The 13777-nt window shown below is 52.9% G+C and carries 12 protein-coding genes and 1 pseudogene; 10 read left to right on the top strand and 3 right to left on the bottom strand.

Features of this window, described 5'->3' with window-relative positions:
• The 10 genes and pseudogenes from VSR68_RS42080 to VSR68_RS42035 all read left to right on the top strand — a co-directional run.
• A partial coding sequence (locus VSR68_RS42080) for a nitrogen fixation protein NifZ (RefSeq protein WP_342945319.1) occupies positions 1 to 303 on the top strand: 303 nt, incomplete at its 5' end.
• A 186-nt stretch (positions 304 to 489) separates the two neighbouring features.
• The gene (gene nifT / locus VSR68_RS42075) at positions 490 to 708 is read left to right on the top strand and encodes a putative nitrogen fixation protein NifT (protein ID WP_342945318.1); all 219 of its coding nucleotides are present in this window, start codon (positions 490 to 492) and stop codon (positions 706 to 708) included.
• A 1183-nt stretch (positions 709 to 1891) separates the two neighbouring features.
• Positions 1892 to 3043, top strand: coding sequence for a 2-aminoethylphosphonate--pyruvate transaminase (locus VSR68_RS42070; protein ID WP_342945317.1), 1152 nt, complete (start codon positions 1892 to 1894; stop codon positions 3041 to 3043).
• A complete protein-coding gene (locus VSR68_RS42065; protein ID WP_342937724.1) occupies positions 2976 to 4367 on the top strand; it encodes an O-acetylhomoserine aminocarboxypropyltransferase/cysteine synthase family protein in 1392 nt (463 codons plus the stop codon). Before VSR68_RS42070 ends, VSR68_RS42065 begins: the two co-directional genes overlap by 68 nt.
• Positions 4368 to 4397: 30 nt before the next feature.
• A complete protein-coding gene (locus tag VSR68_RS42060) occupies positions 4398 to 5459 on the top strand; it encodes a fatty acid desaturase family protein (protein ID WP_342945316.1) in 1062 nt (353 codons plus the stop codon).
• A 2-nt stretch (positions 5460 to 5461) separates the two neighbouring features.
• Entirely contained in the window at positions 5462 to 6283 is an 822-nt protein-coding gene (locus VSR68_RS42055) for a gamma-glutamyl-gamma-aminobutyrate hydrolase family protein (protein ID WP_342937722.1), read from the top strand.
• A gap of 70 nt (positions 6284 to 6353) precedes the next feature.
• Entirely contained in the window at positions 6354 to 6950 is a 597-nt protein-coding gene (locus VSR68_RS42050; protein WP_342937721.1) for a LysE family translocator, read from the top strand.
• Positions 6951 to 7035: 85 nt separating this feature from the next.
• Positions 7036 to 7941, top strand: a complete 906-nt coding sequence (locus VSR68_RS42045; protein WP_342945315.1) for a homoserine O-succinyltransferase — start codon at positions 7036 to 7038, stop codon at positions 7939 to 7941.
• Between the two features lie 71 nt (positions 7942 to 8012).
• Complete coding sequence (locus VSR68_RS42040) at positions 8013 to 9371, top strand: glutamine synthetase family protein (protein ID WP_342937719.1); 1359 nt, start codon at positions 8013 to 8015, stop codon at positions 9369 to 9371.
• Positions 9372 to 9573: 202 nt separating this feature from the next.
• Positions 9574 to 9834 (top strand): annotated as a pseudogene (locus VSR68_RS42035) (IS5/IS1182 family transposase); the annotation flags it as partial.
• 622 nt (positions 9835 to 10456) lie between these two features.
• On the opposite strand, the gene VSR68_RS42030 reads toward VSR68_RS42035, so the two are convergent.
• The 3 genes from VSR68_RS42030 to VSR68_RS42020 all read right to left on the bottom strand — a co-directional run bounded on the left by VSR68_RS42030 (position 10457) and on the right by VSR68_RS42020 (position 13180).
• Positions 10457 to 11044, bottom strand: a complete 588-nt coding sequence (locus VSR68_RS42030; RefSeq protein WP_342945314.1) for a chorismate mutase — start codon at positions 11042 to 11044, stop codon at positions 10457 to 10459.
• Positions 11045 to 11411: 367 nt separating this feature from the next.
• On the bottom strand, positions 11412 to 11891 hold the full coding sequence (locus tag VSR68_RS42025) for a DUF3757 domain-containing protein (RefSeq protein ID WP_342945313.1): 480 nt from the start codon (positions 11889 to 11891) through the stop codon (positions 11412 to 11414).
• 368 nt (positions 11892 to 12259) lie between these two features.
• Positions 12260 to 13180, bottom strand: coding sequence for an EamA family transporter (locus VSR68_RS42020; protein WP_342937803.1), 921 nt, complete (start codon positions 13178 to 13180; stop codon positions 12260 to 12262).
• Positions 13181 to 13777: the final 597 nt, after the last annotated feature.

Here is a 13777-nt window from a genome sequence, read left to right as displayed (position 1 = left end):
CGGTTTTACATCTACGCGGTTCATTTCGTTGAAACAGACCGCAAGGTCGGCATGCGGGCGAAGGAACTGTGCACGCTCGACCATCTTCCCGAAGACGTGCTCGCCTGTCTGGGCGAGCGGGCCAAGGGCTCGTCGCTCGCATTTCACTCCCTGCCGGCGTATCGGTGGCGAATATACGTCGCTGCTCTGGACGACCTCCACAACTATGGCGGATATCCCGACCGGAGCGAAGGTGAGTGTCTCGTGACGGCCGGATCGCTCGGAGAAATCGTCGGGTTCGACGGGGATTGCCGGTTGCACTGACGAAGAAATCGCGCTTGCATCAACATGGCTGTTATCCGATGAAGGCTAGCTAGGTCCATGACTGTCGATGAGTTGCTGCGTGGCACGGCACACGTGCCCGAGAGCTTCGACGTCCGCTCTCCTTGTTACTCGAAGACCATGGGGCATGCAGCATAAGTTTGCCACACAGACTGAGGAGCTTCAGACGTGAAAGTGACGATCCGGAGGGATAGACGAGGAGCATTGACCGCTTACGTCCCGAAGAAAGATGTTGAGGAGCCGATCGTTTCTGTTGCGCGCGCACATATATGGGGTGGGATCATTACGCTGGCCAATGGCTGGCAGCTGGAGCTGCCCGAAATGGCACCTGATACCGTGCTCCCCGTCACTGTAGAAGCCCGGCGCGTGACGGGGAAGACGGACTGATATGACGCTCGCTTCTGCTTAGTCAATGTCACAACTACTTTGATATTGCCTTGCGGTATTCAGGCGGACGTCAGAGTAAGTGGTAATGGAACAGAAATCGGTCGACGGATCCTCGCTCGCTTAATGAGCAAATGCGATGTGGCAAAGCGTTGACCGAACTTCTTGCAATAGAGCGAAACGCGCAGCAGGTGCCCGTTGAGCGAGAAGTACTGTCAACGTTTGTAAGTAAAGCAAGCTCGCGCTTGAGGTCTCGCAATCCGCGGGATGCGCCGCTTTCTTAGTTGACGGCTGTTCCCGGCCCGGTGAAACAGATACTCGGCGACTGCTTCACCGCGGACACGCTACCAGCTCCCGACATCTTCCGAAGTCGTCAATGGTCACACTCTCTACCATCAATTCGACCACGAGCGAAAAATGAGGGAGTGAGCATGCAACACGTTAGAGAAAAATTCATCTGTCAAGTAGTCCTATAGAAATATGCATTTCAATGCAAAAACCGAGTCCAGTTGTGCATGAGTTTTGCGCCGGGAAAATTCACTCAATGTGTGCGTCATCATGTGGATAAAGAAATCGGATTAAGGTTGGTTTCATATTTGGAATCGTATGTAATTTTTGTGTAACGGTAACTACTCCATCAATGATTGATAATGAGTGTGGCTATTAAAAATCGTTAGAACTGCATCAGAAATATTCATGTTAACAACATGTCTCGCTGTGGCAAGATGAGCAACAACGGATATGGGGCGGGTCAAGATGGTAGGTGATGGCGGCGCTTGCGGGTTCTGTGCGCGTTTCGTCGGCGCGCCGTTTGCGGCAACTGATGATAAGTAGTTTGGTTTGGTTCGGATGAGTTCATCGCATGTCGTTGGCTCAAATTGCATTTCGCCCCGCATGGCGGAACACTGATCTTCGCGCGAATGACATGACTTTTGAAGGACCCGCAATGAACAGAGTCGACGATGACCGTAACTCAGCGTAGAAGCGAACGCACCGAATATGTATCTGGCTGGGGTAAGGCGTGGAAGGTGGCGTATCGATAAATCAAACGGTCTCGTGAAGGCTGAGACACGGCCAATACGGTAACAAATGCGGTGGAATATGTGTCACGTGGCATGCACTTAAGAATGCCTGAATATACCGTTCACGCCTTCACATAATCATCTTCGATCGCGGAGTGTTATACATGACTGTAAAGCATCATTTCTTGCTGACGCCGGGGCCATTGACGTTGAGCGATGAGGTCAGGGCGCAGATGCAATATGACGTCGGCTCGCGTGACGGGTGTTTCAAGACGATAACGGATCAGGTAAGAAATATAATAGTTGATTTAGTTGACGGTAAAGACGCCTACTCGGTGATCCCGATGCAAGGCGGTGGATCCTACGGCATCGAAGCCGCGTTGGCTTCCTTTGTTGCGCCTTCCGATCGGCCTCTCGTCTGCATCAATGGAATTTACGGTGAGCGGATTCTAAAAATGCTGCAACTCCGTGGTGTACATGTTGTCAGCATGACTGCTCCCTGTGATGAGCCACTTTCAACATCCCAAATTGCTGAATATCTGAGAAGGAATCCCACGATAACGCATTTGTGCTTCGTGCATTGCGAAACCACCACAGGCGTCATTAATCCGATCGGACCGATAGTAGAACTAGCAAAGAAGCGCGGCGTAAGAACGATCATAGATGCAATGAGTTCCTTCGGTGCGGTGGAGATTAACGCCAAGCAGGTGCAATTTGACGTCCTTGTCACTTCTAGCAATAAATGCATTGAAGGTCCACCGGGTGTGTCGTTTGTAATCGCTTCATTGGAGTTGCTTAATAGCAACGTTAAACATATGAATTCTTTCGTGCTGGATGTTCGAGACCAATGGAATAGTTTTGAGAAATCCGGTGAATGGCGCTCCACTCCTCCAACACATGTCATCCAGGCTTGCGCCAAAGCACTTGAGCGACTGACCATCGAGGGCGTCTTTCGCCGCGGTGAGCGTTACCGCTCTGTACGTGACGCGATCATCGGCGCAACCGCGCCGTACGCCTCTCCTCTTTTAAACGCGAGTATACGGTCGCCGGTATGCCTTGCCCTTACCGCACCTAATGTCATTCGTACCCAAAAAGACCTCGACGCGCTGTACGCCCATCTGGTGGACTACAACCTCTACATCTATACAAAGTTGCATTCTCAGACCCGCAGTTTCAGGATTGGTTGTATGGGATGCATCGATCCGATGTGGATTCGCCTGTTGGAAATCGCGTTTCAGGATTTCTTCGATGCCAATCGAGACATTAGAAAACACTTGCCGGCGTCAAAAAAACGAGTTTTGGAAAAGGTCTTGTGATATGTCGAGAAGCAATGCCAGTGAACAGATGTCCAGAGAAACAGCACTTCTTTATGCTAGCTATCGCCATGATCCGGTGACAAAGGCTGTTTCGGTGCCGATTTACCAATCAACAGCCTATGAGCTTGAAGGTGATCTGGAAAAGATTGCCGGAATTTACAACGCCAAGGAAGATGGGTTTACGTATAGCAGGATCATCAACCCCACGACGCGTATTCTCGAAAAGCGATTTGCCGCAGTGGAGAGTGCAAGCGACTCTCTTGCGGTAGCTTCTGGACAGGCCGCAACATTTCTTGCCATCGCCAACCTGTGCAGCGGAAAGCCAGGCGATAACGTAGTTGCATCGAAGTATTTGTATGGAAATTCGTGGAATCTCCTCTTCAATACATTTAAACGGTTGGGTATCGAGGCGCGATGCGCAGATCCAAAGAATATATCGTCTTTCGAATTGCTGACCGATGACAGAACCATTGCAATATTCGGAGAGGCGTTTTCGAACCCGTGTCTTGTCCCTTTGCCTATCCCGGCGCTCGCGGAGATTGGAAAACGGCATGGGGTTCCTATCATCGTTGACAATACCACAACTCCTTTGCTCTGCCGTCCCGCCTCTTTGGGCGCGAGCATCTCCACATATTCCGCGACGAAGTATCTATGCGGCCACGGGACGACGCTTGGCGGATTGATCGTTGATAACGGGCGCTTCGCGTTCGATGATACAGTCCGATTCCCGTTGTTTAACGAACCGGACGAAGCGCATGGCGGCATCCTCTGGAAAGAGGCTGTTCTTAAACTTGGCGATCTTGGCGCAAGTCCCTATTTGCTGAAGGCGCGGATGACGTGGCTCCGTGACACCGGTGCCGCGATTAGTCCGTTCTCCAGTTTTCAGTTGATTCAAGGGCTCGAGACACTTCATCTTCGCATGCAACGGCATTGTGAGAATGCGTTGGCCGTTGCCGGGTTCTTGATAAAGCATCCGAAGGTCAAGCGTGTGTCATATCCATCGCTAACCTGTGGATACGAACGCGAGCTTGTTGACGAGTTGATTGACGCGCGTGTCGGTTATGGCGCAATCATCATGTTCGAACTGGCCGATGAAGCAGCCGGACGCAGATTCATCACCAACATCGAGCTCATGTACCACGTATCAAACGTGGGTGATGCGCGAACATTGGTCACACATCCAGTCTCGACAACTCACACGACTGTTCCAAAAGAGCAGCGTGAGGCCGCCGGTATTTTCGATGGGTCCATCCGCCTGTGTGTCGGCATCGAGAACGTAGACGATATCGTCGCGGATATTCAACAAGGACTGGACGCCGTCTGACATCGATCTTTCACGGAGGGAGATTTAATCATGGAAATTTGTGAAGCGTGGCAACTGCGAGGCAAACGATTCAGGACCTCTCGCTTCTCGCGCGACATTACCCGTGAGTTGTCTGAATTGAAGCCTGATAACATCACTGGCGCACTTTATATTCTGAAGGACTATCTGGTCATTCTGGCGTGTGCTTACGCGACTGTACGAATTACGTGGTGGCTGTACCCTATCGCAGTGCTAATAATCGGCGCGCAACAACGTGGGCTGACGACGATCGCCCATGACGCAGCACATCGGACACTCGCAAAAAACACCCGCTGGAACTATTTTCTCGGAATTGTTTTTGCAGCATATCCTCTTCTTCAGCGTCATTGGGCATATCGCTACTCTCATGTTCATCTGCATCATCCTCATCTCGGCGACCCGGAGAAAGATCCTGACCTGAAGTTCTTCATATCGTCGGGCGTATATGACGTCCGCCATCCACGCAAATACGCGTTTTCCGTTATCTGGAAGGCGATGCTGGGCGGTGCGACGTTACGCTACCTAAAATATCTATGGAACAACCGGTTTCTCATTTCACGCGAAGGTCAGAAGGACATCGATAGGCTGGGATCTGCCATCGATACTTACGGATTCGCACTGTTCTGGCTGGTCGTTATTCTCGGCTTCATTCAGGCGAAATCAGTTGATATGCTCGTGTTGTTCTGGCTGGTTCCTTATCTGACGACCTTTCAGGCATTGGGCTGGTTCATCGAACTTGCGGAACATTCTCCAATGTGCGAGACCGAAACCGACGATGTCTATCTGACACGCAATCGCAAAGGCAACCTGATCGAGCGGCTGCTGTTCGGCGCCAACCTTGATGAATATCATCTGGAACATCACCTCTCGCCGGGCATCCCCTTCTGGCACCTGAAGCGGGCACAAAAGATCAGGCTACGCGATCCGCAATATGCCGAGATTGCCGATTCATGGGGAGGACTCTTCGCTCGCGGCCCCAATGGGCAGCCAAGTGTCATCAGTCAACTGCTTGAGCGGAACCGGCGGCTGTACGAGGCTCAGCTTGAGCGCCTGCCGGGCGAGGAGCGAGCGTAACGATGGATAAGCATCGTCCTATGGGTTGCGCCGTTGTTGGGGTTACCGCAAATCGCCACCTTTGCGACGGAGTCCATCGCGACTGGTTACGGCGGCGCTATATCGAGGCGCTGACGGAGTACGCTTCGGTCGAGTGCGTCATTTTACCGACGATAGACGGAGATCGTCCATCGGAGGCGACTATTCGCACATTTCGTGAAGCGATGCGCCGTCTCGACGGGCTTGTGCTGACGGGCGACGAATCCGATCTCGATCCCGATATCTTGTGCATGAACGAGCGCGTATGGGCGCGCACCGAAGACGATGTTGTCCCCGGCGAGATCGATCGTCCGCGAGACCGGTTGTCGTGGGTCGCATTGACGGTAGCCGGAGAGCTTCAGATGCCCGTATTGGGGATCTGCCGTGGCTTGCAGGAGATGAACGTTTATAGAAACGGCACGCTGCACGAAGATTTGTCGTCGTCACACAAGGGAATCACGCATTCAGAAAACGCAAACCTGCCTCGCGACGAGCAGTATCTACCTGTTCACTCCGTGAAAATCGCTCCCGGTGGATTGCTGTCGTCGGTTGTCAAGAACGGGGAGCTACAAGTTAATTCGCTGCATAAGCAAGGCATTGCCACGCTGGGAAAAGGTATTCAAGTGGAAGCAGTCGCAGATGATGATATTGTAGAGGCGCTTTCATATAGAAATTCACCAACATTTCAACTCGGGCTTCAGTGGCATCCTGAATGGCACGCTACTAGGGATAACGCGAGCCAAAATATTTTCGAAGCATTCGGGCGCGCCTGCGACGCCTACATGGCGCAGCGATGCAAAAAATAGCGATCGAGGTCAGATCCTCAGGCCGCTGTTCCTTCCATTCGGCAATATTTAAACAGAATTGGCGGTGTCAATGGATTTTCATTTGTTCGCTTTGTTTCTCCTCGCGTTTACTGCTGCAGTAGTTTTGCCGGGACCGAACGTCGCGTTTGCGGTCGCGCAAACTCTTAAACACGGATTAAAAATTGCAATTCCAGGAGCCGTCGGATTCGGAATCGGTGCGGCAATTCATGCGGCAGTCGTGTTATCGGGCGTGGGCTTTTTTATCCGCGATAACCAATGGGTGTTGAAATATTTACGGTGGATGGGTGCGATATATCTTGTATATCTAGCCATTATTACTTTCTGTGGAAATTCGACTTCAAGCGATGAAGAAACGACGAATTGGAACTCGAAACAGATGTTTGCCGATTCACTCGTAGTCTCTTTGGCCAACCCTAAAGGGTGGATAGCCACACTGCTTACATATCCGAGCTTTATCAACCCGTATGGCTCGTACTCCACTCAAGCAGTTTCGATGGGTGTTGCCGCGACCATCATCTCGGTTGCGGTCTATAGTACTTATATGTTTATTGCGCATCGAGCGAGCATCGCCTTCAAGAACAAATCCTTGTTGGAAAAAATAACAGGTGCACTGTACGCATGCATCGCACTTGGTTTGCTCCTTTAATCTCGCTCAGGATTCCGCATGCCTCTGTCTGAGTGCTATTTACAATTCCGCGCGCCGTCTAGATTGAAAGGGAGACTGTAGATCCATGCCTATTAAAGTGCCGAAAGGATTGCCCGCTGGGACTGTGCTGCAGACAGAAGGCATCACAGTGATGGAGGGCGACAGTATATTGCGCCCGCGCGACCGGCCTTTGCACGTTGGTTTACTAAATCTCATGCCCAACAAAATCGAGACGGAGATTCAGATTGCACGCCTGCTCGGCGCAACACCTATACTGGTCGACCTTACGCTTATAAAAATCACCAGTCACTCGCCAAAAAATACACCGGTGAGCCATCTGACGACCTTCTATAGAGATTGGATCGACGTAATGGAACAGGTCTTTGATGGTTTCATCATTACAGGCGCGCCGGTTGAGTCGATTCCGTTCGAGCAAGTCGCATACTGGAAGGAACTTATCGAAATTCTAAACTGGACACAAACCAACGCTCGCAGTTGCTTTAACATTTGCTGGGCAGCGCAAGCGGCGTTGCATCATTTTCACGGTTTGCCGAAGTACGCTCTGACGGAGAAGGCTTTCGGCATTTTCAGACACCATAGCTTAGAGTCCACGTCACCTTATCTGCAGGGTTTTTCCGATGATTTGTGTATTCCGGTTTCTCGGTGGACAGAAATGAGAAGCACGGACATTCCTTCGAGCAGTGGTATATCCGTACTCATCGAATCGCCAGAGACGGGTCTGTGCCTTCTTGATGACCCGAAGCATCATTCACTACACATCTTCAATCATATCGAGTACGACTCACAGACTCTAGCGGATGAGTATTTTCGTGATCGATCAATCGGTCGGCACACAAATTTACCAAAGAATTATTTTCCAGACGATTGTGAAACCCTGCGACCCAAAAATTGCTGGCGCAGTCATGCGCATCTCTTATTCGGAAATTGGATTAGCCAGATATACAAGGCTGGTTTTAATACGCTTCGCTGAGATTTTTTGATGATCGATTTTCTATTTCGATGAAATTGATTTGCGCGGAAAAATTACTAAGGATGTGAAGCATGGGTCTTAAATTTGACGCATTGAAACAGGCGGTCGCTTCTGGTGTTATTGATACTGTGCTCGTCTGCATGGTTGACATGCAAGGTCGTCTTATTGGGAAGCGATTTCACGGCGACTTTTTTGTTAAAAGCGGCTACCTGGAAACGCACGCCTGCAATTACTTGTTGGCCAACGATATGGAGATGGAACCGGTCGCCGGCTACGCCAGCGCCAGTTGGGCAGCGGGGTATGGCGATTTCGTGCTAAAGCCTGATCTTTCGACGTTACGGCGGCTTCCATGGCTGGAAGGAACTGCATTGGTAATTTGCGATGTTCTAGATCAGAGCGGCCAGCCGGTTGCGCATTCGCCGAGGCAGATCCTGCAGAAACAGCTTAACCGCCTGACGGAGAGGGGAATGAGTGCCTGTTTCGCATCGGAGCTTGAGTTCTACCTGTTCAATGAGACCTACGAGGAAACGTCGGTAAAGAAATACCGCGACCTGACGACATGTGGAACATACAGTCATGATTACCATATCTTGTCGACGACGCGCCAAGAATCTGTCATGCGCCCGATAAGGAATGGATTGCATGAAGCAGGAATTGCAATCGAATGCTCAAAAGGAGAATGGGGCGCTGGTCAAGGAGAGATTAACGTACATTATGCCGACCCTTTGATGATGGCAGATCAACATACACTCATCAAGCACGGCAGCAAAGAGATTGCTTCGCAGCAGAAGAAAGCGATTACGTATATGGCGAAGTGGAACTACGGGCTTGCGGGATCGTCGTGCCATATTCATTCGTCCCTGTGGACACTGGAGGGAACGCCGCTTTTTTTTGAGAAGAGTTCGCCTTATGGCATGTCGGATCTTATGCGTTATTATCTCGCGGGGCTTTTGAGGTATTCAAGAGACATTACGCTGTTTCTAGCACCGTACGTTAACTCGTATAAGCGATTTCAAAAAGGGAGCTTCGCCCCGACGAGAACAGTGTGGAGTCCTGATAACAGAACTGCTGGTTTTCGCGTTTGCGGAGAAGGCTCTAATGCCGTCCGGGTCGAATGTCGAATTGGAGGCGCGGATCTCAATCCATATCTCGCCTTCGCTGGACTAATCGCGGCTGGCCTCGCGGGCATCGATCATAAACTTGAACTACCGGGTCCACTGATCGGCGACGCGTATCTCGATGGCGAGTTGCCTGAAATTCCCAAAACATTGCGAGAAGCAATCACTGCAGCGTCAAACTCGACATGGCTACGCGAGGTTTTTGGCGACACTGTCATCAATCATTACGTGCATGCGGCTCAGTGGGAGCAACTCGAATATGATCGCCGTATAACGGATTGGGAGTTGACCAGAGGATTCGAGAGAAGCTAACCGCGTCGAGGGGCCCTGAACTGCGCAGCGGTGGAATCGCACGCTTCCTTCATAGCTTCGATTGGACACGGGGGTGGGTAGGTCGGCTTGCTGAATCGGGAAAGCCTTGCGCGGTGGGCACATTCAGCTGAAATGGCATTGTAGGAATTGCAGCGACCTGGCATATTAACGCCTAAATCCTGCGAACCCTGATGAGGTGCGGATGGGTCCCAAGACGCCTGTGACGGAGGGAGATTTTTACCGGCAGCCGCTGCGTAAGCAGATCAATTTGAAGCATCTGCTGGTTCGCCTAGCCGAGTTGGTCAACTGGGATCGACTGGGCGTGGCGATGAGCGAAAGCTTCGTGTCGCGTAAGGGGCGGCGGCCCGCGACTTCCCCCCGGTTGATCGCGGGCCTGCTGTATCTGCAGCACGCGTTCGACCTGTCTGACGAAGGGATCGTCCGGCTATGGGTGGAGAACCCGAGGTGTAGGTGGTGAGAGTCCACTACTATGAAGGCATCCGAGCCACATCGCCCCCGAGCCGTGCGTGGGCGTCCGCGAGGAGGTCGGCGAAGCGTCGGCAGGGGAATGTGTAGGCCAGCCATGGAGCCACGAAATCGTTTTATCCCGGATGCCGACGCGCTCCACAGTAGGTGGAAAGCAATACGAGCGGGCGCGACATCGCGAGTGCCTGCCGATCCGGCGTGGTCGTAGAACCTGGCATGCACGCGAGCGCCTTGCAAAGGAACAGGGAGAACTCACGTCTGACCTGGCGCTGTAGCGGTATTGGTCAGGTACGCGTCGGGGAAGATGAGGAGCCGAAGCCGAGGATGTACGGACGTGAGAGTCAGACTCCGCCGTAGTAGCGAAGAAGCCTACGAACAAGGTCGGGAAACCGGCTGCGGAGTGGGTAGAGCCAAGGGCGGTGACCGAGGGAAAGCTACGGATTTTTTGCGTCTTCCGTCCTTCTCGCGTTGTTCGTTCCTGTCGATCAGACACGCCCGTCGTCTAACGACGACAACGGACAAAACGTTTTATTCAGCGCCGACTCGAATAGGGTATCCATTCAAATGGGCGTTTGTGCGTTTTCAGATTCGTCGGAAAGTCAAGATTTGACACATACCCGTGCGACCGAACGATCGAGCGCCGCGCGATGAAGGACATCAAGCGACGCTTGTTGAGCTACTTGCCCCACTGCCGATGCAACCTGTGCATGGCAATCTGCAATGCTGCGCAGAGGTGCCACGCTCTGCAGATTCTCCATGATAGAGACTTGTAGCTTATCTAGAATTGGTCGGATGACACTTGGTAAGCTCTGGCGCGGCGTTGCGGGAGCATTGCCTTGACGTCTCCAGTTGTTGAGCAGCGCGTACTGGACTTCTTTGTTGGCTTCAATCTGGTCCGAGAAAATGTTTATCGCATCCTCCGGAGTTAGCCCGTGCTCAGACGCCATCGTCGCCGCATTTGTAATAACTTGCGCTTCCCGCTGACGGTCGTAGACGGGTTGATCAGTGTCCCACTTGCTAAGAGCGACCTGGTCAGCGGTGTTAAGGCGGTCCGCCATGCTACGCACAAGCGGCACGAACGCATCCTGCTGCGCTCCAATGCCGGGGGAGCAGCCTGCCACGAGGCATATAGCTAGTGCAAGTGTCACGGCATGCCGAGTCACAACGGGCCCAATATTCTTCTTCATTTCCAATTCTGCTACTCCTATTGGTTGACTTCCGCCAACGACATTGAGACTGGAGACGACGGCCCCAGCATCGGTTCGCCAGTGAGCAAACGACATGAGGTCACAGTCCCAGATTGGTAGCACATGCCCTGAGCCGAAACGTCGAGCGTAGCACGTCCCATACGCGTCCCAGCGCCAGCTCTCGCCGCCAGCCGACACTGTGCACAACAGGGGCGGCATGGGGCTGCAAAGTCCTCAAGTCGCTCCTCGGTGCCCGATACCGGTCGAGCGACCTGGGAAATCTCCGTCAATGCGCCCGTCACCTAACACTGGGCGTACCGGCCGAATTGGGAAGGAAGAACGTGAGAGCGCCGAGATGGTTCGTCTCCTACGACGCCTTTCCAGAAGGAAAGGCGTCACCCCGGCTTCGGACGATGGTGAATTTGCAACCCGAAGCGGTTGGGGCAGTGCATTCATAGTAGATAACGTCAAACGGGCCTTCTTTCCGATGCCACACGGTATTACCCTCCAACGCGACAACCGGTTCCGTAAGCGAATTAGGTTTATATCGTAAGTCTACCGTACCTTTGTCAAGTTCATAGGAGCACTTGGCTAATGATCCTCGCGGTACGTCATCATCTTGCGCTGGATAAAACGTGGCGGCGTTAAATTGCCTGATATTACCTCCGCCACCTGCTGGCGCAATACCCAGCCATTCATCTTCGTTATCACCGGTTCGCGCCGAGTACAGGCCCGCTGTCATCTTGATCCGGGCCGGAGAAGGGCAGCTTTCGACCGTTGCCGCCAACGTATGAACTGATACGCCAAGCGCAAGTATAAAAATCAAAAAAATTTTCTTCTGTATCATTAGGTTAGTTCGCAATATTGATTAACAAGGCCGAAATTACCCATCGATAAACATCACCGATGTGCCTTGCGATAGCTTTGCATATGGGCTTATCTATCATAGAAAATACGCATTTCATATTAATTCTCAAGCTAAGCTCTCACGCCCGTCCAATCCTCCGATGCGAGCAAACGTTGGAGCGTCTGCGTTGGCCGCAGGTAGCTGCGATGACGATCTTGTGGGGGCGGACTGGAGCGAGACACCTGCTTGAAGAAAGGCGCGGCTGCAGCGTTGTCGCGCCGCTTTTGCAGCAACACGTCCAGTTCGGTGTTCGTCCATGGCAAGCACGTACGGCTCGCCACGCAGGTCGTCCATCGGGAGATTCGCAGTCACACGCGACTCCGTGGAGGCGAGTGAGCACGGATACCGCCTACCACTGCACCGATGCATGCGCCAACAACGCACAACGTTCCAATGAACTGGGATCTGCCTATCGGCTGTGCAAGTACGAGGCAGCCGATCGCCGCCGCGATCGCAGGCTCGGTGCACATCACGACACCGAATGCGGATGCGTTCATCCGACGCAGTGCGATTAGTTTAAGTACGTAGGGGACGATCGGCACCAAGACTGCAATGTACGCGGCATTGACGAGTTGCCCCATAGGCAAATGGCCACCGCTCAACAGAATACCGAATGGTCCGGTAACGACAGCAGCGGCGATCAGGGACGCAGAAAGCCCTTCCAGCTCGTCAAACAGCATGCCGACGCGCTTCTTTAACACGATGTGTACGACCCAGCCGAGTGCCGATCCAATCGGGAAGACCAAGTCAATGGGGCTCACCACCCACATGCCGTCCTGCCGAGCTAGCAATAGCACGCCAGCGACTGCGAACACCGGCCACATCAACCTTCTGAGTCTGCGCTCGCCGAATGTCGCGACCGCGACCGGCCCAAGGAAGCTGACTGCCACTGCAAACACAAGCGGCACACGCCGCACTGCCTCGAAGAAGCATAGCGTCATACACGCGGCCGCACTGCCAAGCGCGGCCGCGGCTCCCCAGTGCTGGCGAGAATACGTGTGCAGCGGCGGTCGCGCGATGACCGCGAGCACTACCGCTGCGAAGCACAGTCGCAACCAAGTTATGCTAATGGTACTGTGTCTTATCGTCGTGGACAGCGATAGTGCGGCGCCGAGTTGAATGCTGCACATCGACGCGACGGCGAACATCGGCGCGATCGCGTGCGAGAACAACACGGACGCTCTCGACAACGCGTATTTGGCTTGGTTTGCGTTCAATTCCCCGCTCATCCATATTTCTCGCGTGAGTGAAGAGAGGATACTAACCGCAGGTGTATGCGTGGTATAAGCTGGAAATCTTTATGCGTGCATGAGGGAAATTGATGATTGCGGATATCAACAGCGCGCTACTGTGTACGTTCGTGACGGTGGTTGAAGCCGGCAGCGTGAGCAATGCTGCAATGGCACTTCATCGCACCTGCCCGTCAGCATGGTCCTTCTTCATCTTCAAGCGAAGTTGACCAACGCCTGCTCGAACGTTAGCCGCGCGGCATGAAGCCGACTTCCACGGGCAGGTACTACTGCCGTATGCGCACCTGCTTGCGCGCCGCTTCGTCCATGTTGGCCACGAACCAATCCCGAATGATGTTGGTGATCGTATACGCTTGAGCAAACGGCCAATTGCAACGGAATCGGACTGTTTCAATAGATGCAAGCGTGTTATCGAGTTCAGTTAGTATGCCGTCGCCCGACCATTACAGCGGGCAGCGATTTGATGTTCGATTTCACCCCACAGTCGAGCTTGCCCTGTTCAAAGGAACCCAGATGCTTGGCGCGGCGCTTGGCCATCTTTTCGGGGTATGCCTGCAGCACTTCGTCGATCAGGGC

The sequence above is a fragment of the Paraburkholderia phymatum genome (assembly GCF_038900715.1).
GTDB classification, from domain to species: Bacteria; Pseudomonadota; Gammaproteobacteria; order Burkholderiales; family Burkholderiaceae; genus Paraburkholderia; species Paraburkholderia phymatum_A.
Note: the sequence above shows the minus strand (reverse complement) of the source record. Positions and strands in the feature narration are given on the sequence as shown.